This window comes from Terrabacter aeriphilus, assembly GCF_039542985.1.
GTDB lineage: Bacteria > Actinomycetota > Actinomycetes > Actinomycetales > Dermatophilaceae > Terrabacter > Terrabacter aeriphilus.
This window is the reverse complement of sequence record NZ_BAABIW010000009.1, coordinates 400651-423066: the sequence shown is the minus strand read 5'-3', so window position 1 is coordinate 423066 and position 22416 is coordinate 400651. Positions and strand designations below refer to the sequence as shown.

Sequence of the window (22416 nt, the reverse complement as noted above, 5' to 3'; positions counted from 1 at the left end):
ACCTGGCCCCGCGTCAGGTCAGTCGCGGCCGTAGATGTCGCGCGTGTAGACCTTGGCGCTGACGTCCTCGAGCTCGTCCGCGTGCCGGTTGGCGACGATGACGTCGGACACCGACTTGAACTCCTCGAGGTCGCGCACGACGCGGGAGTGGTAGAAGTCGTCCGACTCGAGCGACGGCTCGAAGACGACGACCTCGATGCCGCGGGCCTTGATCCGCTTCATGATCCCCTGGATGCTCGAGGCCCGGAAGTTGTCGGACCCCGACTTCATGACGAGGCGGTACATCCCGACCACCGCAGGGCGCCGGGCCATGATGTCCTCGGCGATGAAGTCCTTGCGGGTCGTGTTCGACTCGACGATCGCGTGGATGAGGTTCTGCGGCACCTCGTGGTAGTTCGCGAGGAGCTGCCGGGTGTCCTTGGGCAGGCAGTAGCCGCCGTAGCCGAACGACGGGTTGTTGTAGTGCGACCCGATGCGCGGGTCGAGGCCGACCCCCTCGATGATCGAGCGCGTGTCGAGGCCGTGCGTGGCGGCATACGTGTCGAGCTCGTTGAAGTAGGCGACGCGCATCGCGAGGTAGGTGTTGGCGAAGAGCTTGATCGCCTCGGCCTCGGTGGCGTCGGTGAAGAGCACGGGCACGTCGGTCGCGTCGGCGCCCTCGACGAGCAGCGCGGCGAACTCCTTGGCCTCGGCGCTCGTGTCGCCGAGCACGATGCGGCTCGGGTGCAGGTTGTCCCAGAGCGCCCGGCCCTCGCGGAGGAACTCGGGCGAGAAGACGATGTGGGTGCCCGGGTGGGCCTCGCGCATGCGCTCGGTGAAGCCGACCGGAACCGTCGACTTGATGACGACCGTCGCGTCGGGCGCGTGCTGCGTGACGGCACCGATGACCGACTCGACCGACGAGGTGTCGAAGTGCTGCGTCTCGGGGTCGTAGTCGGTCGGCGTGGCGACGACGACGAAGGCCGCGCCGGCATACGCCTCCGCGGGCTCGGTCGTCGCACGGAGGTTCAGCCCGCCGCGGGCGAGGTAGTCCTCGAGGTCGGGGTCGACGATCGGCGAGCGCCCCTCGTTGACGAGCGCGGCCCGGTGCGCGTCGACCTCGAGGGCGACGACCTCACTGTTCTGGGCGAGGATGACGGCATTGGACAGACCCACGTACCCGAGGCCCACGACAGTGATCTTCACCCCGGCAGCGTAACGAAGTCGGGCGAATGCGCCATCTCGTGCTCACCGGGGTCAGGGGTCACGCCGTCGGCGCCGGCACCCCCGCCGCCGCGCGCACGCCGTCCCAGAAGCGGGCCACCTGCTGCGGCGTCTCCACCCCGACCGGCGCGTAGTGCGTGGGCCGGCGCCGGCGGTCGTGCCAGAAGCCGCCCGTGCCGAGCGCGTCGGTCGTCGCCGCCAGCCAGACCGCCGTGTCGGCCCCCGAGTCGGCGTCGCGCAGCAGGGGCCGGGTGAGGGCGGCGAAGCGCGGGATCGAGTCGGTGATCCCCGGGGTGTCGGCCCACCCCGGGTGCATCGCGTGCACGCCGATGCCGTCTGCTGCGAGGTCGCGCGCCCACAGGCGGGTCAGCACGAGCTGCATCCGCTTCGTGCGTGCGTAGGCCGTGACGCCGGAGTACTCGCCCTCGGTGAACTCGGGGTCGTCCGCGGCGAGCCGCTGGCCGTAGGCGCCCCCGGACGTCACGAGCACGACCCGGCCACCCGCGAGCGACTCGCGCAGGCCGTAGGTCAGCACCTGCGGCCCGAGCACGTGCGTGGCGTAGGTCAGCTCGTGACCCTCGGCGGTCGTCGTGCGCCGCGGCGGCATGACGCCGGCGTTGTGCACGAGCGCGTGCAGGCGCGGCAGCCGTGCCGCGAGGTCGCGGGCGAACGCGGCGGTGCCGGCGAGGTCGCTGACGTCGGAGACGTGCACCTCGACCGTGGCGGCGGGCAGCTCGTCCTGCAGCTGCGCCCGCGCCGTCTCGAGGCGGGCGGCGTCGCGGCCGGTGAGGTGCACGACGGCGCCGAGCCGCGCGACGCCCCGGGCCGTGGCGAGCCCCAGCCCGCCGCTCGCGCCGGTGACGAGGACGTGCCGCCCCGCGAGCGCGCCGGTGGTGGGGTCGGCCGGCCACCACGAGCGGCGCAGGGCGGGGCCGATCTTCGTGTAGCCGAGCACGAGGGACTTGTCCATGAGCCAGTCGAGCGCCGCGGTCGTGTCGGAGAGCACCATGGGCCCCAGCCTAGGAGCCGCACCGGCGCGGCCCCGCCGTGGTCGTGCTCCATCGGGAGCGGCGCTGCACGCCCGTGCGCGGCCCGGCACCCGGCATACGCCCTTTTGTCGAGGCTTCTTGTTGAGATTGTCACAGTCGCCCGTCTACCAGCGAGTAGGAATTCGGGTGCGGAATCCACGGCGATAGGGTGCGGACGTGGCCACCAACACTCTCCCAGCGACGGGAAAACGTCGACCTGCGTCAGCACGCCGCACCACCGTCTTCATGAAGCTGCTCATGGCGACGTCGGGTGCGTTGTTCGTCTTCTACGTGCTCGTGCACATGTACGGCAACCTCAAGATCTTCGGCGGCGTCGAGGGCTTCGACGAGTACGCGCTGCACCTGCGCACGCTCCTCACCCCGATCCTGCCGTTCGGCGGCTTCCTCTGGATCTTCCGCGCCCTGCTCGTCGTCGCCCTCGTGGCGCACGCCTGGTCCGCGTTCTACCTGTGGACGCGCGCCAACGGGGCGCGCACGAACCGCTACGTCGCGAAGGCGGCCGCCCAGGCCACGATCCGCAGCCGGATGATGCGCTGGGGCGGCGTCACGCTGCTGCTCTTCCTCGTCTGGCACCTGCTGCAGTTCACCATCGTCAAGTTCAACGTCGGGCCCGACGCCGCCGTCGGTGACAGCGCCGGCGCGCTCGTCATCTCGAGCTTCCAGGTGTGGTGGGTCGTGCTCATCTACCTGCTCGCGCTCGCCGCGCTCGGCATGCACCTGTGGCACGGCGTGTGGAGCGCCGCGCAGACCCTCGGCTGGACGAGCACGGCCCGCGCCCGCCGCACGGCCAAGGCCACCGCCACCGTCATCGCGCTGGTGACCGCCGTGGGCTTCGCGCTCCCGCCGCTCGCCATCCTGTTCGGAATCGTCAAGGGGAACTGATCCATGACCGACACCCAGACAGCCAGCACCGTCGCGCCCGAGGCGCCCGCTGCCGCCCCGGCCGGAGCACCCACCGAGGCTCCCGGCGTCGTGCACGGCCTCTACACCGAGGGCGACCCGATCGCCGACACGAAGGCGCCGCAGGGCCCCATCGAGTCGCGGTGGGACAAGCGCAAGTTCGAGGCCGCCCTCGTCAACCCGGCCAACCGCCGCAAGCTCACGGTCATCATCGTCGGCACCGGCCTCGCCGGTGGCGCGGCCGCCGCGACGCTCGGCGAGGCCGGCTACAACGTCAAGTCCTTCTGCTACCAGGACTCCCCGCGCCGCGCGCACTCGATCGCCGCGCAGGGTGGCATCAACGCCGCCAAGAACTACAAGGAGGACGGCGACTCGACGTTCCGTCTCTTCTACGACACCGTCAAGGGCGGCGACTACCGCTCGCGCGAGTCGAACGTCTACCGCCTCGCCGAGGTCAGCGCCAACATCATCGACCAGTGCGTCGCGCAGGGCGTGCCCTTCGCCCGTGAGTACGGCGGCCTGCTCGACAACCGCAGCTTCGGTGGCGTGCAGGTCTCGCGCACCTTCTACGCCCGCGGCCAGACGGGCCAGCAGCTGCTCATCGGCGCCTACCAGGCGCTCGAGCGCCAGATCGCGGCCGGCACCGTCGAGATGTTCAGCCGCCACGAGATGCTCGAGGTGATCGTCGTCGACGGCAAGGCGCGCGGCATCATCGCCCGCGACCTCGTCACCGGCGAGGTCGAGACGCACCTCGCCGACGCCGTCGTGCTCGCCTCGGGCGGCTACGGCAACGTCTTCTTCCTCTCGACGAACGCGATGGGCAGCAACGTCACCGCGACGTGGCGCGCGCACCGCAAGGGCGCGCACTTCGCGAACCCCTGCTACACGCAGATCCACCCGACCTGCATCCCCGTCGCCGGCGAGCACCAGAGCAAGCTGACGCTCATGTCGGAGTCGCTGCGCAACGACGGCCGCATCTGGGTGCCGAAGAACGCCGCCGACTGCGAGAAGGACCCCCGCGAGATCCCCGAGGAGGACCGCGACTACTACCTCGAGCGCATCTACCCCTCCTTCGGCAACCTCGTGCCGCGCGACATCGCGAGCCGCCAGGCCAAGAACGTCTGCGACGAGGGTCGCGGCGTCGGCCCGAAGGTCGGCGACTTCCGCCGCGGCGTCTACCTCGACTTCACCGACGCCCTGCAGCGCATGAGCGCCGAGGCCGTCGCGGAGAAGTACGGCAACCTGCTCGACATGTACCAGCGGATCACGGGTGAGAACCCCTACGAGGTGCCGATGCGCATCTACCCCGCCGTGCACTACACGATGGGCGGCCTCTGGGTCGACTACGACCTCCAGTCGAGCATCCCGGGCCTCTTCGTCAGCGGCGAGGCGAACTTCTCGGACCACGGCGCGAACCGCCTCGGCGCCTCGGCCCTCATGCAGGGCCTCGCCGACGGCTACTTCGTGCTGCCGAACACGATCCGCGACTACCTCGCCAAGGGCCCGTTCGAGAAGCTCGACGAGGCGCACCCGGCCGTCGCCGAGGCGCGCTCGTCGGTCGACGCCCGCGTGCAGAAGCTGCTCTCCATCAACGGGGACCGCTCGGTCGACTCCTTCCACAAGGAGCTCGGCAACATCATGTGGGAGTACTGCGGCATGGAGCGCTCCGAGGAGGGGCTGCTCAAGGCCATCGACCTCATCCGCGGCCTGCGCGACGAGTTCTGGCGCAACGTCAAGGTGCTCGGCAGCGCCGACACGCTCAACCAGAGCCTCGAGAAGGCCGGCCGCGTGGCCGACTTCCTCGAGCTCGGTGAGCTCATGTGCATCGACGCCCTGCACCGCCGCGAGTCGTGCGGCGGTCACTTCCGGGCGGAGTCCCAGACCGAGGACGGTGAGGCGCTGCGTCACGACGACGAGTACGCCTACGTCGCGGCCTGGGAGTGGGGCGGCCAGGACGGCGCGCCGGTGCTGCACAAGGAGAACCTGGTCTACGAATTCGTCGAGATGAAGCAGCGGAGCTACAAGTGAGTGGGACCGGAATGAACCTGACCCTCAAGATCTGGCGCCAGACCGGCCCCCGGGCCAAGGGCGAGATGGTGACCTACCCGGTCACCGACATCTCCGAGGACATGAGCTTCCTCGAGATGCTCGACGTGCTCAACGAGCAGCTCAACGCCCGCGGCGAGGAGCCCATCGCGTTCGACTCCGACTGCCGCGAGGGCATCTGCGGCATGTGCGGCCTGATGATCTCCGGCAAGGCCCACGGGCCCGAGGTGACGACGACGTGCCAGCTGCACATGCGCAGCTTCTCCGACGGCGACGAGATCACCGTCGAGCCGTGGCGCGCCGACGCGTTCCCGGTCATCAAGGACCTCGTCGTCGACCGCTCGAGCTTCGACCGCATCATCCAGGCCGGCGGCTTCATCAGCGCCAACACCGGCTCGGCCCCCGAGGCGCACTCGGTGCCGGTGCCCAAGCCGCAGGCCGACCGGGCCTTCATGGCCGCGGCGTGCATCGGCTGCGGTGCCTGCGTGGCGGCCTGTCCGAACGCGTCCGGCATGCTCTTCATGGGCGCCAAGATCACGCACCTCGGCGAGCTGCCGCAGGGCCAGCCGGAGCGCGACGCCCGCGTCGTCAGCATGGTCGACCAGCACGACCACGAGGGCTTCGGCGGCTGCACGAACGTCGGCGCCTGCTCCTCGGCCTGCCCCAAGGAGATCCCGCTCGACGTCATCAGCCAGCTGAACCGCGACCTGCGCGGCGCGATGACCCGCGGTCACTGACCGCGACCGCGACCGCACGGCCTGCTCCGTCACGATTCGTGACGTGCCACCGACGACCCGCCCCGGAGCATCCGGGGCGGGTTAGTCTGTGGCCGCGATGAAGCCCTCCACGACCCGGACGCCCCGACCCCACGCCCCCCGACCCGCCGCACGACGCGCGCGGACCACCTCGGGAGCGCTGGCGGTCCTGGTGTCGCTCGGGGCGCTCGCCCCGGCCGCGCTGGCCACGCCGCAGAGCGCGTATGCCGGGTCGTCCCCCGACGCCGCAGCCGCGCCGGCCGCGCCCGCCGCGTCGCCCTCCTGCCGACCGTGGCAGGTCCCGACGACGGTGCCGCCGGGGGTCGTGCTGACGCCGCGGGTGTTCCCCACCGACGAGGTCAGGGCCACCGCCACGCCGGCCGCGCCGCCCGCGAGGAGTCCCTCGACGTCGAGCCGGCCGCACGCCGAGCCCACGCCGGCACCCAAACCGGCACCCAAACAGAGGGTCGTCTGCCGCAACGCACCGCCGAAGCCCTTCGCGCACCCGCAGTGGGCCCCCGGCTCGGTCGTCGGCGGGGCCGAGCTGGCCTCCGACGGGGTCGTCGTCGACGCTCCCCCGGCGGCGCCGCTGCCGCCCGAGGTCTACGACGTCTCCTACGTCGTCGCCGACCTCGACAGCGGCGAGATCCTCGCGGCGAAGTCGCCGCACGCCTGGCTCCGGCCGGCGAGCACCCTGAAGACGCTGACGGCACTGACCCTGCTGCCGCGCCTCGACCCCAGGCAGGTCGTCGTCGCCAAGGAGGACGCCCAGTCGGCGGCCGGCTCGCGCGTCGGCATCCTCGCCGGCAACCGCTACCCCGTCAGCTCGCTCGTCGACGCCATGCTGATGTTCTCCGCCAACGACGCCGTCTACGCGCTCGCCGACGCGGCCGGCGGCTACGACCGCACGGTCGCCCTCATGAACGAGGAGGCGGCGCGCATCGGCGCGCACGACACCCTGACGGTCGACCCGAGCGGGCTCGACGAGGGCGCGCAGCGCTCCAGCGCCTACGACCTCGCCCTCATCGGGCGCAACGCCATGCGGCTGCCGACCTTCCGGGCCGCGATCATCAAGCGCGACACCGTCTTCCCCGGCGGCAAGGACCGCTCCGGCAAGGTCTGGCCGGCGTTCCACGTCTCCAACATCAACGAGCTGCTGCGGCACTACCCCGGCACGATCGGGATCAAGCCGGGACGCACCGACCGGGCCCAGCACACCTTCGTCGGGGCCGCGACGCGCGGTGGCCGCACGCTCGTGGTCGCGCAGATGGGCAGCGTCACCGGGTCGTGGAAGCCGACGGCGGCCCTGCTCGACTGGGGTTTCGCCAACGCCGACCGGGTCACGCCCGTGGGCCGTCTCGTCGAGCCCGGCGAGGCCGCGCCGCCGACCGCCGCCCCGGCGATCCCCCAGCTCCCCACCGAGCCCGACGGGTCGGCGACCGCCACGAACCCCGCCACGAACCCCGGGACGAACCCCGGGGCGGGCCCTGGCACGCCGACCGGCACGCCGGAGCCGGTGGCCGCCGCCGACGCGGGCACGCCCGTGGACGACGGCACGATGACCCTGGCCGGAATCGCCCTGCTCGGGGTTGTCCTCACCGGTGGCGGGGCGCTCGCCGTCCCGGCGCTCCGTTCGAGGAGCCGCGGCCGCCACCGCGCCTGACCCCGCCCCTCCCTCGCGTCGGTGTGTTGCCGGCGTCTCGGGGTGGGGTCAGCGGCGGCGGAGGCGTCGGGCTGTGACGGCCGCGGTGGCGGCGGCCGCGCCGAGCACGGCGCCGGCGGCGAGGCTGGCCCGGTCGGTCGCCCGGGCCGCGGGTGGGACCTCGCCCGAGCGGTCGGCCACGGCGGGCGCGCGGGGTGCGGCGCCGGCATACGGGAGCGCGGAGGCGTCGGCGTGGGCCGGCAGCGGGGCGACGAAGGCGGGGCGCAGGCCGCGCGGCGGTCCGGTGGGCTCCCCGTCGCCGGCGAGGGCGGCCACGTCGACGTCGTTGGCGGCCCAGGCGGCCGAGAGCAGCACGACCTTCGACATGAGGTTGAGCCAGAAGAGCAGCCCGACGGCCACGGCCACGGCGCCGAGGAGCGGGTTGGCGGTCGTGCGGCTGATGAGGAAGCCGCCGAAGAGCTTGAGCACCGTGAGGATCACCGCGCCCAGCACCGCGCCCTGGCGCACGTGGCGCATCGGCAGCGGCACGTCGGTCAGCACGCGGAGCATCACGACGAGGATCAGGGTGTCGAAGAGGACGCCGACGACGACGCCGACGAGCCCGACGAACACTCCGGCCTGCGGCAGGCCGATCCAGTCGGCGACCCGCTCGGCGAAGCCACCCGCGGCGCTCGTGAGGATGGCCGACGCGGCGATCGCGACGCCGAGGGTCACGAGCACGCCGAGGTCGCGCACCTTGGTGCCGATCAGCGAGCCCGACGACGCGTCGAGGCTGAAGACGCCACGGATGCCGGTGCGCAGCGCCCCGATCCAGCCGAGACCGGCGAGCAGCAGGGTGACGAACGAGACGATGCCGGTGATCGTCAGGGTGAGGCTGGCCGGCGCCTCGAGGCCGATGATGCCGTCCGGCGTGCTGGCCGTGCGCACCATGCCTGGCAGGGCGGCGTTGAGCGAGTCGGCGATGGCCGTCAGGAGGTCGGGGCGGCCCTGGAGCACGAAGCCGAAGATCGCGAAGGCCAGCGCGAGCGCGGGGAAGATCGAGAAGAAGGCGAAGTAGCCGACGCCGGCCGCGAGGAGGTCGCCGTTGGCGCTGCCGTAGCGCTGCCAGGCCTCCCACGCCTCGGTCTGCTTGAGGCGGTCGAGGAGCCTCTGGACGAGGCGCTGCAGCGCTCCCACGCTCAGCCGCCGAGCGGGAAGTCGTGCGTCGGCCGCCACACCGCGTCGGCGCCGAGCTCGTAGAGGTGGAAGGCGTCGACGCGGAAGAGCACGGAGTAGTCGGCGAGCTCGGTGAACGCGCGGTCGAGGCCCGCCTCGCCGACGTTGTGCGCCACGGTCACGTGCGGGTGGTAGTAGAACTCGAGGTCGCGCAGGACCGGGCCGGAGCGCAGGCCGCGCTCGAGGCTCTCGCACGCGGAGACGCCCTGGGCCACCTGGATGAAGACGACGTCGGAGAGCGGCCGGAAGGTGCCGGTGCCGCGGAGCAGCACGTCGAAGGGGGCGTGGGCCTCGGCGACCTTCGCGCAGTGGTCGTGGAAGGCCTGCCTCGCGGCTTCGTCGACCTCGGTCGGCGGCAGGAGGGTGATGTGCGCCGGGATCTGCCAGGCCGCCGGGTCGCCGAAGTCGGCGCGGCGCGCCTGGAGGAACTCGCCGTACGGCGAGGGGATCGGGATGGAGACGCCGATCGTCGTGGGGCGCGCGTCAGTCACGCCCCCGACCGTATCGAACGGGCCTGTCGACGACACCTCTGGGTCGGAGGGGATTCAGCGGCCGGGACGGCGGAGCAGCCCGACCTTGTCGTAGACCCGCCGGACCGTCGCCTCGGCGACCTCGCGCGCCCGGTCGGCGCCGTCGGCGAGGATGCGGTCGAGCTCGGCCTCGTCGGCCATCAGCTCGAGCGTGCGCTCGCGGAACGGCGTGACCTTCTCGACGACGATCTCGGCGACGTCCTTCTTGAGGTCGCCGTAGCCGCGACCCTCGTACTGCGCCTCGAGGTGGGCGATCGGCGTGCCGCTCAGCGCCGCGTGGATCGACAGGAGGTTGGAGATGCCGGGCTTGGCGTCCTCGTCGAAGCGGATCTCGCGCTCGGTGTCGGTGACGGCCGAGCGGATCTTCTTGGCGATGCGGTTGGGCTCGTCCAGGAGGCTGACGAGCCCCGCGTCGCTGGCGGCGGACTTGCTCATCTTCGCCGTCGGGTCCTGCAGGTCCTGGATCTTCGCCGTCGCCTTCATGATGTGCGGGTCGGGCACGACGAGCGTGTCGCCGAAGCGCTGGTTGAAGCGGCCGGCGAGGTCGCGCGAGAGCTCGAGGTGCTGGCGCTGGTCCTCGCCGACGGGCACGACGTCGGCGTCGTAGACGAGGATGTCGGCGGCCTGGAGCACCGGGTAGGTGAAAAGCCCGACGTTGGTGTTGCTCCCCTTGGCCGACTTGTCCTTGAACTGGGTCATCCGGCTCGCCTCGCCGAAGCCGGTGAGGCAGCTGAGGATCCAGTTCAGCTCGGTGTGCTGGGAGATGTGGCTCTGCACGAAGAGGACCGACCGCTCCGGGTCGACGCCGCCGGCGATGAACTGGGCCGCCGTGAGGCGGGTGCGCCGGCGCAGCAGCTCGGGCTCGGTCGCCACCGTCAGGGCGTGCAGGTCGGCGACGAAGTAGAAGGCGTCGTGCGTCTCCTGCAGCCGCACCCACTCGACGAGCGCCCCGATGTAGTTGCCGAGGTGGAGCGAGTCGCTCGTCGGCTGCATGCCCGAGAGGCTGCGGGGCGCGTGCGGTGCGGTGGGCGTCGAGGACATGCGTGCATTCTGGCCCATCGCCGACGTGCGGCCCCAATCGGGGCGAGGACGCCCGGGTCACCCAGGGGGCAGGGCGGGGCGGAGCGGCGCGGAGCGGCGCGGAGCGGGGCGCTCGGCTCAGACCGCGTAGTCGACGACGACCGGCGCGTGGTCGCTCCACCGCTCGGCGTACGTCGGGGCGCGCCCGACGCTGGCCGTCGTCGCGAGGGCGGCGAGCGGTGCGGTCGCCAGCTGGTAGTCGATGCGCCAGCCGGCGTCGTTGTCGAACGCCTTCCCCCGCCACGACCACCACGTGTAGGGGCCGGGGCCCTCCCCCGCGAGGGAGCGGTGCACGTCGACCCAGGCGCCGTCCTCGAACCAGCCGTCGAGGTAGGCGCGCTCGGACGGCAGGAACCCCGCCTTGCGCAGGTTGCCCTTCCAGTTCTTGAGGTCGGCCTCGCGGTGGGCGACGTTGAGGTCGCCGGTGACGACCATGAGCTCGCCGGCCTGGGCCGCGCGCGCCATCCGGGCGGTCATCGCGTCGAGGAAGGCGTGCTTCGCGTCCTGCCGCGGTGTCTCCGCCTCGCCGGTGTGCACGTATGCCGACACGACCGTGAGCGGTCCGCGCGCGGTCGCGACGTCGACCTCCACCCACCGGCCCTCGTCGACGTGCAGGCCGTCGATGCCGACGCGCTGCGCGAGGTGGGGTTCCCGGGTGGCGACGGCGACGCCGGCGCGACCCTTCGCCGACCCCTCGGTGTGGGCGACGGACCAGTGGCCGAAGCCGGCCTCGGCGAGCACCTTCGCGAGCTCGGTGTCGTCGGCGCGCACCTCCTGGAGGCACAGCGCGTCGGGCTCGGCCGCGACGAGCCACGGCACGGCTCCCCGTCGCGCTGCTGCCCGGATGCCGTTGACGTTCGCCGTGATGATGCGCATGGTGTCCATTGTCGCCGACACCACGGCACGTCTCGGCCACGGGTTGCCTTGGCGGTCAACGTCGTTCAGGCGATGGCGCGCACCACCGCGAACCACGCGACGACCGGGGCCCCGCCGGCGAGGATGATGCCGATCACCCGGTACGCGGCCGCGTGGCCGTAGACCCGGACGATCGCGGCGGCCGCGACCCCAACCGCGAGCACGACGAGCGACCACGTGGCGAAGAGCGCGCTCAGCTCGACGATCGCGGGGCTGCGCGTCACGTTGGCGATCGTGGCCGCCTTGCCCACCGGGCCCCACGGGGCGGGGAGCGGGACCTGCGCGAGCAGGAGCGCGGCGACCCCGAGCAGGTCGGGCACGGCATACGACCGGCGGTGCAGCGCCAGCTGGCGGCGACTGCGGACCGACGCGCGCACGAAGGGCACCTGCGGGGCCAGCGCGCGTGGCAGCGTCAGCAGTAGCCCGGGCAGGCCCGTGAGGCCGGCGAGCAGCGCGGCGTAGACCTTCGGGTGGTCGCCCGAGACGAACGAGAGCACGGTGACGACGGGCTCGGTCAGGCGCGTGAGCAGCCAGACGTAGAGCACGAACCCGCCGACGAAGGCCGCGGCGACGGGCAGGTCGCCGCCGGCCCTCGGGCGCTGCCCCTGTCCCCGTGCCATGGCGCGCATTCTAGGCAGCGCGAGTCGGAGCGAGCAGCGCGGGAGCACAGACGGTGTCCAGTTCGTCTGTTTTGCAGTCGGGATCAGCAGCCACCCACCCGTACACTTGCGCGGTGGACAGGACGCGCGAGCACGAGGACGAGGCCCATCTCTTCGGGGACGAGGACCACCTCGACGACCCGGAGACGGGCGACGACGGGCACGTCCCCACGCGCGAGAAGCGGCGCAACCGCAAGATCCTGATCGCGGCCCTGGTGCTGATCCTCGTGCCGGTGCTCGCCGTCGGAGGCTACCTGGCCTGGCTCAACCACATCGTGACGAACAACGTCAAGCAGGAGCTGCTCCTGCCCGACGGCAGCAACCAGCCCACCGCCGACGACGGCAGCGTCGTGGCACAGCCGCAGGGCAACGGCACCAACTACCTCATCATCGGCAACGACGCCGGGCCCGGGCGCAGCGGTGCGCGCTCCGACGTCATGGTGCTCGTGCACGTGCCCGCCGACCACCGCGACGTCACTCTCATCCACTTCCCGCGCGACCTCTACGTGTCGATCCCGGGCAAGGGCAAGAACAAGCTCAACGCCGCGTACGCGTTCGGTGGCGCCCCGCTGCTCGTCTCGACGATGCAGAACATGCTCGGCGTCCGCGTCGACCACGTCGCGATGCTCGGCTTCGAGGGCTTCAAGAGCATGACGGATGCCGTGGGCGGCGTCGAGGTCAACGTGGCCGAGCCCAGCGTCTCGGCGGGCTACACCTTCACCAAGGGCGTCATGCACATGGACGGCGACATGGCCCTCGCCTTCGTCCGCGAGCGCAAGCAGCTGAGCGAGGGCGACATCTCCCGCGGCCAGCGCCAGCTCGCCTTCGTCAAGGCCCTCATGCTCAAGACGCTGAGCAAGGACACGCTGACCAACCCGGTGCAGTTCAAGAACTTCGTCGAGGCCGCGACCGACAACCTCACCGTCGACCAGAAGCTCGACGTCGGCACGATGCGCTCCGAGGCCTTCGCCCTGCGCGGGCTGCGCGGTGGCGACATCCGCTTCGTCACCGCCCCGTTCACCGGCTTCGGCACGAGCCCCGACGGCCAGTCGATCGACGTCGTCGACGAGGTGAAGATGGACCAGCTCGGCGAGGCCATCCGCACCGACGCCCTGCAGTCCTACAAGTGAGTCGACGATCACGGTGAGCATGCCGAGCATCGCGATCGGACCACGGGCACCCCGGTGGCCGCGGCTCCTGCTCATGCTGCTTGACGTCGCGCTCCTGGTGCTCGTGCTCGCCGTGCTCGCAGCCGCCCGCTACGACCTGACGTTCTCGGTGAAGAACCGGCCGGGCGTCGCCCTGGCGATGGGGCTCTCGGCCGCCGTCTACCTCGTGACCTACGGCCTGCTCGTCGCGCGGCGCTACCGCTGGGCGAGCACCGACGAGATGCTCGGTCTCGGCATCACCGCCCTCTGCCTCGGCGCCTCGCTGAGTGCCGCCTCGGTGCTCACCGACCCCTCGATCGTGCCGCTCTCGGTCGCCGTCACCATCGCGCCGTCCGCGGGGTCGGCGTGGCTCGTGCTGCGCTACGCGGCGGTGCGCATCCACCGGGCCCGGCAGCGCCGCGACCGACGTGGCGGGAGGCGGGCCGTCGTCGTCGGCGCCGGCTCGGGCGGCCAGCAGGCCGTGGCGATGATGCTCCAGGACTCGCGTGCAGCGCTCCACCCTGTGGCCCTCGTCGACGACGACCCCGCCAAGCGGCACCTCGGGGTGCTCGGGGTGCGCGTGGCCGGGCGGATCGACGACCTCGACGAGGTGGTGCGCTCGACCGAGGCCGAGATCATCCTCTTCGCCATCCCGTCCGCGCCCGCGGCCACCGTCGAGCGCGTCGTGCACGTGGCCGCCGAGAGCGGTTGCGAGCTGCTCGTGCTCCCGTCGTTCTCCGAGATGCTGACCTCCGAGGGCGCGCCCGCGGGCCCGGGCCGCCGGGTCGGGTCGCAGGTCGAGCTGCCGCGCCAGGCGTTCCGCCCGGTGCTCCTCGAGGACCTCCTCGGCCGTGGCTCGGTCGAGACGAACACCGAGGCCATCGCGAGCTACCTCGACGGCAAGACCGTGCTCGTCACGGGCGCCGGCGGTTCGATCGGCTCGCAGCTCTGCCGCGAGATCGCGCAGTACTCCCCGGCCCGGCTCGTCATGACCGACCGGGACGACAGCCTGCTCCACGCCGTTCAGCTCTCGATCGACGGGCAGGGCGCGCTCGAGTCGCGCGACCTCGTGCTCGGCGACCTGCGCACGCCCGGTTTCATCACCGACCTCATCACCGACATCCGGCCCGACGTCGTGTTCCACGCGGCGGCCATCAAGCACCTGACGCTGGCCGAGCGCTTCCCGGCCGAGGCCTTCCTCACCAACGTCGTCGCCACGGCCGACCTGTTGCGCGCCTGTGTCGCAGCCGACGTCGACCGCTTCGTCAACATCTCCACCGACAAGGCGGCCGACCCCCGCAGCGTGCTCGGCTACACGAAGCGGACGACCGAGCTGCTCACCGCGACCTTCGGCACGACGGCCTCCGACGACGCCCGATACATGTCGGTGCGCTTCGGCAACGTGCTCGGCTCGCGTGGCTCGGCCCTGACGACGTTCGCGGCGCAGCTCGCGGCCGGCCGGCCCATCACCATCACCTCGCCGGACATGACGCGCTACTTCATGACCGTGCACGAGGCGTGCCAGCTCGTGCTGCAGGCCGCCGTCGACGGCGAGACGGGCGACGGCCTCGTGCTCGACATGGGCACGGCCCACAACATCGAGCAGCTGGCCCGCCGGTTCGCGGCCCTGCAGGGCTTCGCCGAGCCGCGCATCGTCTACACGGGCGCCCGCCCGGGCGAGAAGCTCGCCGAGACGACGCTCGCGGCCGGCGAGCCCGACGAGCGACCCTTCCACCCGCTCATCAGCCGGGTCCGCATCCCCGTGCTGCCGCGCGACCTCCTGCTCGACATCACCGAGCTGCGCACCGGGGTCGTCACCTCCGGCGGCGTCCAGCTCGTGCGGGACTGGCTGCGCGACGCCGTGGGGGTCGTCGCTCCCCCGCCCGCGCCCGGCGTCGAGGACGCCTCGACCTCCCTCGTCGGGCCGACTCCCGGGCCGACTTCCGGGCCGACTCCCGGGCCGGCCTCGGAGGCCGAGGACGACGCTACGGCCCACCACGCCCCTGACCACCACGACCGAACGGCCTGGACCTCGCACTCATGACCGCCCCCGTTCTCGCCACCACCGTCGGTGGCCTGGTCGTGTCCGTCGCCACGATCCTCGCGCTCCTACCCCTGCTGCGCTCCCGAGGTGTCGTCGACGTGCCCGTCGACCGGTCGATGCACGCCGTGCCGACCCCCCGCGGCGGTGGCCTCGGGATCGTCGCCGCCGCCTGCGTCAGCCTCCTGGGCGTCCTCCTCACCCCCGAGATCTCCAACACGGTCGTGCGAGACCTCGCCTTCGCGGTGCTGCCCGTCGTCGCGATGGCTGCCATCGGCCTCGTCGACGACCTGCGCACGCTCTCGGTCGTGCCGCGCCTCGGCGGGCAGGCGGTCGTCGCCGCGGTCTGGGCGACCACGGCCCCGATCGTCGCCCACCGGACCGCGTTCTGGGTGCCGCTCGTGGTGCTCGGCACCATCGTCCTCGTCAACATCACGAACTTCATGGACGGCATCAACGGGCTCGTCTCCGGGCATGCCGTCATCACGTCGGGGTGGTACGCCGTCGTCGCCCTCGTGACCGACGTGCCCGCGGCGGCCCTGCTCGCCGCCGCCGTGCTCGGCGGATCGCTTGGTTTCCTGCCCTTCAACGTGCCCCAGGCCCGGGTTTTCCTCGGCGACGTCGGCTCCTACGGCCTCGGCGCGATCTGGGCGGTGCTCAGCGTGTGGCTGCTCCTCGCCGGCGCGCCCGTGGAAGCCCTGCTCGCGCCGCTCGTCATCCTGCTCACCGACTCCCTGACGACCCTCGTGCGCCGGATGGCGAACGGCGACCGCATCTTCGAGCCGCACCGGCTGCACGTCTACCAGCGGCTCACCCACGCCGGCTGGAGCCACCTGCGCACCTCGTGCGTCGTGGGCGCCCTCACGCTCGCGTGCGTGCTGCTCACCCTGCCCGGCCTGCTCGGCGCCGGCCGCCAGGTGCGGCTTGTGACCGTCGTGTTGCTCGCCGGCGTGGGCGTGCTCTACGTGTTCCTCCCGCGCCTCGCCAACACCGGTGCCCGGTGGTCGCAGGTGCGCGACGAGCTCGAGATCTGAGGGCCACCCGCGCCCGCCGGTTCGTCGTCCTGGCCCCCTGCACGGCACAATGTCCCGCATGCGTCGATTCAAGGGGACCGACCTCTCTCTGGGGCTGCTCGCGGTGGCGGTGAACGTGCTGCTCGTCACCGGCGTCGTCATGCTCACGGCGGGTCGGTCGGACACGCTCCCCGAGCCGACGCCCACCCCGACGCGCGCCACGTCCACGACGACGCCCCCGCCGACGGTGGCCGCCCCCACCCCGATCGCGCCGGCGATGGCGCTCACGCGCCTCGCCACGGCGACCCGGCCCGTGACGCTCGCCGTGCTCGGCGACGGCACCGGCGACGAGGAGGGCGAGTGGGTGACGGCCCTCGGCACGCTCCTCGGCCGTGACCACCAGGTCGTCCTGCACAACCTCGACGCCTCCGACCCCACGCGCTACGCCGACAAGCTGACGTACGGCAAGAAGGGCCCGACCTTCACCATCTGGAACGGCAGCCGCCGCAGCGCGCCCGCCGACTACGCGGTCAAGCGCCTGCCGTTCCTCGTGCCGCAGCGGCCCGACGCGGTGCTGCTCAGCTACGGGCGCGACGACTCGGCCGACAACATCGCGAGCCACCTCGGCACGACGTACCAGGCCATCAGCACGCGCTGGCCCGGGGTGCCCGTCGCGGTCGTGCTGCAGGCGCCCGAGCGCGACGACGTCAGCGGCGTCGTGCGCGAGGCCGCCCGCGCCTGGGCCAAGACCCGGGGGCTCTCCACGATCGACGTCGCCGCCGCCCTGCGCAAGGCCGGCGACCCCAACCAGTTCGTCTCCGTCGTCGACCCGCCCAGCGTCAACCAGCGCGGCGGGGAGCTCTGGGGCCTCGCCGTCTACCGCGCCCTCGGCGGCACGGCGCCCGACCCGGTGGTCCCTGCCGCTCCCACCGTGAGCGCGTCGACCCCCGCGGCGCCGTTGCCGTCCTACACACCCGTGCCGACCCGTCCGCGGCCGCCGTACACGCCGCCGCCCGTCGACCCGACCACCGACCCGGAGCCGACGCCGACGCCGACCGATCCGGGCACCGGCACGCCCGAGCCCTCCACGACCGCCCCCACCACGCCGACCCCCGACCCAACCACGCCGACAAGCGAACCGATCACGCCGCCGCCGCCCGCCGATGGCGGCGGCGGGTCGGTCGTCGACGTCCCGGGCGCCGACGGCCAGTGAGGATCCTGCTGCTCAGCCACTACTACGAGCCGGAGGTCGGGGCGCCGCAGCAACGCTGGGCATCACTCGTCGAGCGCTTCGTGCGCGCCGGCCACGAGGTGAGCGTCATCGCTCCCCCGCCGCACTACCCCCGCGGTCCGCTCGACCCCGCGCACGCCGATCAACGCCCCGGCACCGTGCACGCCGGCCAGCGAGGTGAGACGCTGCACCGCACCGCCTTCCGCCCGTACGACACCGAGGTGGGCTCGCGTTTCGCCGACCAGCTCGTCGCGGCCGCGAGCGCCACGCGCCTCGCGGCCACTCGCTTCCGTCGACACCGCCCCGACGTCGTCGTCGCGACCGTGCCCTCGCTGCCGATGCTCGCGGCCGGCAGCGCTGTGGCGACGGCGCTCCGCGTCCCGCTCGTGGTCGAGATGAGGGATGCGTGGCCCGACCTGCTCGACGTCGCGGAGGAGTGGGAGCTCGCGTCGCCGCACGACCTGCCCGCCCCCGAGACCGCCCATGGCGCCGCCGGCGAGGCCATGGCGCCCCGGCACCACCCGGCACCGGCCGGTGGCCTCGACAGCCTGCGCAGCGGTGCGCGGGACGCCGTGCGCCGGGGTGGCATGACCACCCTGCACCGGGTGGCCACCGGCCTGCAGCGGCGCGGCACGGCGGTCGTCACGACGACCGAGAGCTTCGCCGACACCCTCCGTGCCCGTGGCGTCCGCTCCGTGCACGTCGTGCGCAACGGGGCCCACCCGCTGCTCGGCTGGACGGGCCGCCCGGCCCGCGAACCCGACGGGACGCTCCGCGTGCTGTATGCCGGCACGCTCGGTCGCGCGCAGGGGCTCTCGACCGTGGTCAAGGCCGCGAGCCTCGCCGCTCGGGCGGGCACACCCGTGCGCGTTCGCATCGTCGGAGCCGGGGCCGAGGGCGAGGTGCTCGCCGCCCTGGCCCGCCGCCTCGACGCCCCCGTGGACGTGCGGGGCACCGTGCCGCGGGCCGAGCTCGTCGAGCAGTACGCCTGGGCCGACTCGGTGCTCGTCGTGCTGCGCGCCTGGCGAGGACTGTCGCTCACCGTCCCGTCGAAGCTCTACGAGGCCATGTCGCTCGGCGTGCACGTCTCCGCCTCGGTCGCCGGCGAGGCGGCCGACATCGTGGAGCAGACGGGTGCCGGTCACGTCAGCCCGCCCGGCGACGCCCAAGCGCTCGCCGACCTGTGGCAGACGCTCGTCGACGACCCCCGCCGGCTCTCCGTCGGCGCGGGCCCCCGCGACTGGGTGCGCGAGCACGCCAGTGACGACAGGCTGGCCGGCCGCTACCTCGACGTGCTCCACGAGGTGGTGGGCGCATGACCGACCCCACCACCGAGAGCAGCACCGTGCGACGCCTGCGCCAGGTGCGCCTGCTGGCGCACGTCGCCTGGCGCAACGCCCAGGACGACCCCGCCCTGCTCGCCGTGCAGGCCGTGCGACGTCTGCCTCTCACCACCCGCACCCGTGCCGCAGGGCTCGTCCTCCGCGGCGACCCCGGTGCTCCGTCCCTCCGCCAGGCCCTCGGCTACTTCCTCGCCGACCGCCCGGCCGAGGTGCGGTCGTTGCTCGCGCAGGTGAGCCCGCGCACGACGGCAGGTCGTCGCCTCGCCGCGGAGCTCGCGGTGCAGGTCGGACGGCCGCTCCGCGACGACGCTCCGGCCTCGGCTTTGGCCCGGGCCGCGTGGAGCCGTGGGGACCTCACGGCCGCTCTCGAGGTGCTCGAGGGCGCCGGCGGCGGCGCGGCCCGCCGCCAGCACGCCCGACTCACCTCCGACCGCCGCACCACGACGCCCGGCTTCCGCCTCCCGGTGCCGACCGCCACCTCGACGGCGGGACGGGCGCGCGACGGGCACGGCAAGGACTCCCCGGCGCCGGCATACGCGAACGGGCCGCGGGTGCTGCACCTGCTGACGAACAGCGTGCCGCGCACGAGCTCGGGCTACGCGCTGCGCTCGCACTCGATCCTGCACGCCCAGCGCGCGGCGGGCATCGAGGTCGAGGCGGTCACGCGACTCGGCTACCCGGTCACGATCGGCCTGCCGGGCGCGCTCGAGTCGGAGGTCGTCGACGGCGTCATCTACCGACGGCTGGTGCCCGGGCGGATGGCGCCGACGATCGAGGAGCGCCTCTACCAGACGGTCGAGATGCTGCTGCCGCACGTCGAGCGCTTCCGGCCCACGGCCCTCCACACGACGACGCACTTCCCGAACGCGCTTGTCGCGCAGGCGGTCTCGGCGGCGACAGGCGTGCCCTGGGTCTACGAGGTGCGGGGCCAGCTCGAGAAGACGTGGCTCGCCTCGCGGCCCGCGGACGAGCAGGCGGCCGCGCTGCAGAGCGAGCGCTTCCGGCTCTGCCACGACAAGGAGACGGAGATGTCGCTCGCGGCCGACCACGTCGTCGTGCTGTCGGAGGCGCTGCGACGCGACCTCGTCGAGCGCGGGGTGCCGGCCGGGTCGATCAGCGTCATGCCGAACGCGGTCGACGAGGGCCTCCTCTCCCCCGCTGTCGACGCCCGCGACGCGCGCCGGGGGCTCGGCCTGCCGGCCGACGGCTTCTGGGTGGGCACGGTCTCCTCCCTCGTCGCGTACGAAGGCGTCGACGTCCTCATCGACGCGGTGGCCCTCCTGCGGGCTCGGGGCCTCGACGTGCGCTGCGCCGTCGTCGGTGACGGCACGGCCCGCCCCGCGCTGCAGGCCCAGGTCGAGCGCCTCGGCCTGTCGGGGGCCGTCGTGCTGCCCGGCCGGGTCGACCGCACCGAGGCCGCGGCCTGGCACCGCGCGCTCGACGTCTTCGTCGTGCCCCGTCAGGACGTCGACGTGTGCCGCACCGTCACTCCGCTCAAGCCCATCGAGGCGATGGCCGCGGGCCGGCCCGTCGTCGCGAGCGACCTGCCGGCCCTCGCCGAGATCGTCGCCGTGCCCGGCACGGGCCTGCTCGCACGCCCAGAGGACGCTCAGGACCTGGCCACCAGACTTCAGACGCTGCTCGACGATGAGCCCCTGCGCCGCCGCCTCGGCGACGCAGGGCGCGCCTTCGCCGCCACCCGCACGTGGCAGGGCCTGGCGCAGGGCTACCTGACGCTCTACGAGGGCCTTGCGGCCGACGCCTGACGCGGTCCCGTCCGGAGACCAGTCAGCGCACGGTCACCCAGTCGGTCGTCCGGGCAGACGACTGGTCCTTGCCGCCCCCTCGGGCGAAGACCCGGACCCGGTAACGCCCAGGAGCGAGGTCACGCCACGAGAGGGTGCGCCCCGGCGCATACGGCAGCTTGGCGACGAGCTCCGACCCTCGGAAGAGCCGGCCCGCGTACTCCGGCCAGTCACCGCGCACGACGACGGCAGAGACCGTGCGGTCCCGGGCGATCGCCACGACGTCGGGCTCGTCGACGGCGTCGGGCGCGGCCGACCCACCCGCGAGCAGCGACCCGAGGTAGGTCTTCAGGCACTCGCGGTAGGTCGCGCCGATGTCGGCGTGGGTCAGGCCGGGCACGACGAGCAGGGTGGGCTCCCCGCCGAGCGAGCGCAGGTGCTCGACGAAGGGGAGGACGTGGCCGCGGTAGTGGTGGTCTGCGTCGCCGACGACGACGGACACCTTGGTCGTGGCCACGCCGGTGTCACGGGCCAGCGCTTCGCCCGCGATGTCGTAGAGCGCGCGGTCGAGCTCGGCGACGTCGTCGCTGCCCTCGCCGCCGGTCATGAGCCGCAGGATGTTGGGGTGCGGCGTCGCGACGAACGAACCGATCCGGGTCTGGGGGGCGCCCACGAACACCTCGCCGACGCCGCCTGCCAGGCCGTGGATGAGCGCGGCGGTGCCGCCCTTGGATGAGCCCACGGTGACGACGTGCTGCGCGGTGAGACCGAGGTCGGCGCAGGTGGCCGAGATGAGCTCCTGCACCGCGTCGAAGATGCCGCGGTCCCCGTGGTCCTGAAGGTAGTAGGCGCCCTGGTCGCCGAAGTCGTCGAGGATGTAGAGCGCGTTGCAGCCGAGCTGGTCGACCGTCGCCTTGTAGTTGTACGTGAAGTCGCCGAGCTGGTGCACCGCGGTGAAGACCACGGCCAGCCGCGTCGCGCCTGCGGCGTCGGTCGCGTCGACCCGGTGGTAGTTGAGCCCAACACCGCCGCTGGTGCGCCGCCACCCCGCCTCGGGCGAGGCGAGACCCCGGTCGCGGTAGTGGAAGTCCTCGAGGCGCACGTTCGTGCGCACCTGCGCCCGGTCGCCGCGGAAGGCCACACGGATCATCGGCCGGGCCCCCGCATCACCGTCGGCCAGCTCCACGCGCAGGGGCAGGTCGGAACTGATGGCTGCGTCGAGCAGCTTCACGCCGTCGAGGTAGAGCTCGAAGCCGTGGCCGTGGAGCACGGGCGTCACCGCCGCGTCGAGGGGCCACAGCAGCTCGTACGCGTGGACGGAGTCCGCCGACACGGTGTCGAGCACGTCGAGACGGGTCTGACCAGCCGATCCGTCGACCCCGACACGCTCCACGCGGCGGCGGTGCACGACGTCACCGTCGAAGAGGCTCCGAGTCGTCACGGCGCCGTCGGGCCCCGTGGGCTCCGGTCCTGAGCCCGTCGAGGTCGCGGGCGCGCACCCGTCGACGAGCAACGGCCCCGGGCGCGTGACGGTTGCCTCGGCCCGGTCCTGCACCGCGCGCCGCACGAGGCCGTCGGCGTCGACCGAGACCACCGCGGCCGTCAGGTCGGGGCTGTTCTCGGCCACTGGCGATCTCCTGAAGGACGTCTCTGATGCTGCTGGGGCCGGATGAGTCTACGAGGTCGGGCGTGGCTTGCCCGACCTCGCCGGTCCCGCGCCGAGGCGCGCCCGGACCGCCCGCACTCAGAGGACGTCCAGCCCGGAGCCACTAGACTTCACTCGCTGCTCGACGACGAGCCCCTGTCGCTCCGTCCAGGAACGGCAGGGCGTCTGTCCGGGCGCCACGCACGTGGCACGGCTTGGCGGCGTGGTACCGGAA

18 protein-coding genes are annotated in these 22416 nt (G+C 72.9%); 10 read left to right on the top strand and 8 right to left on the bottom strand.

Annotated features, from left to right (window positions below; translation table 11 throughout):
• Positions 1-18 precede the first annotated feature (18 nt).
• Positions 19-1185 (bottom strand): nucleotide sugar dehydrogenase, encoded by a 1167-nt coding sequence (locus ABD979_RS06880; protein ID WP_345506708.1) that lies wholly within the window; start codon positions 1183-1185, stop codon positions 19-21.
• Between the two features lie 58 nt (positions 1186-1243).
• Positions 1244-2212, bottom strand: coding sequence for an SDR family NAD(P)-dependent oxidoreductase (locus tag ABD979_RS06875; RefSeq protein WP_345506707.1), 969 nt, complete (start codon positions 2210-2212; stop codon positions 1244-1246).
• A gap of 265 nt (positions 2213-2477) precedes the next feature.
• Here ABD979_RS06875 and ABD979_RS06870 point away from each other — a divergent pair, with 265 nt between their 5' ends.
• From ABD979_RS06870 to ABD979_RS06855, 4 genes are all read left to right on the top strand, one after another.
• Positions 2478-3134 (top strand): succinate dehydrogenase cytochrome b subunit, encoded by a 657-nt coding sequence (locus ABD979_RS06870; protein ID WP_345506706.1) that lies wholly within the window; start codon positions 2478-2480, stop codon positions 3132-3134.
• 3 nt (positions 3135-3137) lie between these two features.
• On the top strand, positions 3138-5180 hold the full coding sequence (locus tag ABD979_RS06865; RefSeq protein WP_345506705.1) for a fumarate reductase/succinate dehydrogenase flavoprotein subunit: 2043 nt from the start codon (positions 3138-3140) through the stop codon (positions 5178-5180).
• 11 nt (positions 5181-5191) lie between these two features.
• Complete coding sequence (locus tag ABD979_RS06860) at positions 5192-5935, top strand: succinate dehydrogenase/fumarate reductase iron-sulfur subunit (protein WP_345506735.1); 744 nt, start codon at positions 5192-5194, stop codon at positions 5933-5935.
• A gap of 190 nt (positions 5936-6125) precedes the next feature.
• A complete protein-coding gene (locus tag ABD979_RS06855) occupies positions 6126-7616 on the top strand; it encodes a D-alanyl-D-alanine carboxypeptidase family protein (protein ID WP_345506704.1) in 1491 nt (496 codons plus the stop codon).
• Between the two features lie 48 nt (positions 7617-7664).
• On the opposite strand, the gene ABD979_RS06850 is transcribed toward ABD979_RS06855, so the two are convergent.
• From ABD979_RS06850 to ABD979_RS06830, 5 genes are all read right to left on the bottom strand, one after another.
• On the bottom strand, positions 7665-8792 hold the full coding sequence (locus tag ABD979_RS06850) for a YihY/virulence factor BrkB family protein (RefSeq protein WP_345506703.1): 1128 nt from the start codon (positions 8790-8792) through the stop codon (positions 7665-7667).
• Positions 8793-8794: 2 nt separating this feature from the next.
• The gene (locus ABD979_RS06845; RefSeq protein WP_345506702.1) at positions 8795-9322 is read right to left on the bottom strand and encodes a 2'-5' RNA ligase family protein; all 528 of its coding nucleotides are present in this window, start codon (positions 9320-9322) and stop codon (positions 8795-8797) included.
• A 54-nt stretch (positions 9323-9376) separates the two neighbouring features.
• Positions 9377-10420, bottom strand: a complete 1044-nt coding sequence (trpS, locus tag ABD979_RS06840) for a tryptophan--tRNA ligase (protein ID WP_425583924.1) — start codon at positions 10418-10420, stop codon at positions 9377-9379.
• Positions 10421-10519: 99 nt separating this feature from the next.
• Positions 10520-11317 (bottom strand): exodeoxyribonuclease III, encoded by a 798-nt coding sequence (locus ABD979_RS06835; protein WP_345506700.1) that lies wholly within the window; start codon positions 11315-11317, stop codon positions 10520-10522.
• A gap of 65 nt (positions 11318-11382) precedes the next feature.
• Entirely contained in the window at positions 11383-11976 is a 594-nt protein-coding gene (locus ABD979_RS06830) for a hypothetical protein (protein WP_345506699.1), read from the bottom strand.
• Positions 11977-12089: 113 nt separating this feature from the next.
• Here ABD979_RS06830 and ABD979_RS06825 point away from each other — a divergent pair, with 113 nt between their 5' ends.
• From ABD979_RS06825 to ABD979_RS06800, 6 genes are all read left to right on the top strand, one after another.
• Positions 12090-13145 carry an LCP family protein gene (locus tag ABD979_RS06825; RefSeq protein WP_345506698.1) on the top strand — a complete coding sequence of 352 codons (1056 nt, stop codon included), beginning with the start codon at positions 12090-12092 and terminating at the stop codon, positions 13143-13145.
• 73 nt (positions 13146-13218) lie between these two features.
• Positions 13219-15207, top strand: a complete 1989-nt coding sequence (locus ABD979_RS06820) for a polysaccharide biosynthesis protein (RefSeq protein ID WP_345506697.1) — start codon at positions 13219-13221, stop codon at positions 15205-15207.
• The gene (locus ABD979_RS06815; RefSeq protein ID WP_345506696.1) at positions 15204-16238 is read left to right on the top strand and encodes an MraY family glycosyltransferase; all 1035 of its coding nucleotides are present in this window, start codon (positions 15204-15206) and stop codon (positions 16236-16238) included. Before ABD979_RS06820 ends, ABD979_RS06815 begins: the two co-directional genes overlap by 4 nt.
• A 58-nt stretch (positions 16239-16296) precedes the next feature.
• Positions 16297-17430 (top strand): SGNH/GDSL hydrolase family protein, encoded by a 1134-nt coding sequence (locus tag ABD979_RS06810; protein WP_345506695.1) that lies wholly within the window; start codon positions 16297-16299, stop codon positions 17428-17430.
• Positions 17427-18767, top strand: coding sequence for a glycosyltransferase family 4 protein (locus ABD979_RS06805; RefSeq protein ID WP_345506694.1), 1341 nt, complete (start codon positions 17427-17429; stop codon positions 18765-18767). The genes ABD979_RS06810 and ABD979_RS06805 overlap by 4 nt, the downstream gene beginning before the upstream one ends.
• Positions 18764-20557: a glycosyltransferase family 4 protein gene (locus ABD979_RS06800; RefSeq protein WP_345506693.1), complete on the top strand. Its 1794-nt coding sequence runs from the start codon at positions 18764-18766 to the stop codon at positions 20555-20557. Before ABD979_RS06805 ends, ABD979_RS06800 begins: the two co-directional genes overlap by 4 nt.
• A gap of 22 nt (positions 20558-20579) precedes the next feature.
• Here ABD979_RS06800 and ABD979_RS06795 read toward each other — a convergent pair whose 3' ends face one another.
• Positions 20580-22163 (bottom strand): hypothetical protein, encoded by a 1584-nt coding sequence (locus tag ABD979_RS06795; RefSeq protein ID WP_345506692.1) that lies wholly within the window; start codon positions 22161-22163, stop codon positions 20580-20582.
• Positions 22164-22416 lie beyond the last annotated feature (253 nt).

What these genes read in the sequence shown, in the direction of transcription:
- ABD979_RS06875 (WP_345506707.1), bottom strand. Translation starts at nt 2,212, where the DNA reads ATGGTGCTCTCCGACACGACCGCGGCGCTCGACTGGCTCATGGACAAG.
- ABD979_RS06800 (WP_345506693.1), top strand. Translation starts at nt 18,764, where the DNA reads ATGACCGACCCCACCACCGAGAGCAGCACCGTGCGACGCCTGCGCCAG.
- trpS (WP_425583924.1), bottom strand. Translation starts at nt 10,420, where the DNA reads ATGGGCCAGAATGCACGCATGTCCTCGACGCCCACCGCACCGCACGCG.
- ABD979_RS06810 (WP_345506695.1), top strand. Translation starts at nt 16,297, where the DNA reads ATGCGTCGATTCAAGGGGACCGACCTCTCTCTGGGGCTGCTCGCGGTG.
- ABD979_RS06870 (WP_345506706.1), top strand. Translation starts at nt 2,478, where the DNA reads ATGAAGCTGCTCATGGCGACGTCGGGTGCGTTGTTCGTCTTCTACGTG.
- ABD979_RS06865 (WP_345506705.1), top strand. Translation starts at nt 3,138, where the DNA reads ATGACCGACACCCAGACAGCCAGCACCGTCGCGCCCGAGGCGCCCGCT.
- ABD979_RS06835 (WP_345506700.1), bottom strand. Translation starts at nt 11,317, where the DNA reads ATGCGCATCATCACGGCGAACGTCAACGGCATCCGGGCAGCAGCGCGA.
- ABD979_RS06815 (WP_345506696.1), top strand. Translation starts at nt 15,204, where the DNA reads ATGACCGCCCCCGTTCTCGCCACCACCGTCGGTGGCCTGGTCGTGTCC.
- ABD979_RS06860 (WP_345506735.1), top strand. Translation starts at nt 5,192, where the DNA reads ATGAACCTGACCCTCAAGATCTGGCGCCAGACCGGCCCCCGGGCCAAG.
- ABD979_RS06820 (WP_345506697.1), top strand. Translation starts at nt 13,219, where the DNA reads ATGCTGCTTGACGTCGCGCTCCTGGTGCTCGTGCTCGCCGTGCTCGCA.
- ABD979_RS06830 (WP_345506699.1), bottom strand. Translation starts at nt 11,976, where the DNA reads ATGGCACGGGGACAGGGGCAGCGCCCGAGGGCCGGCGGCGACCTGCCC.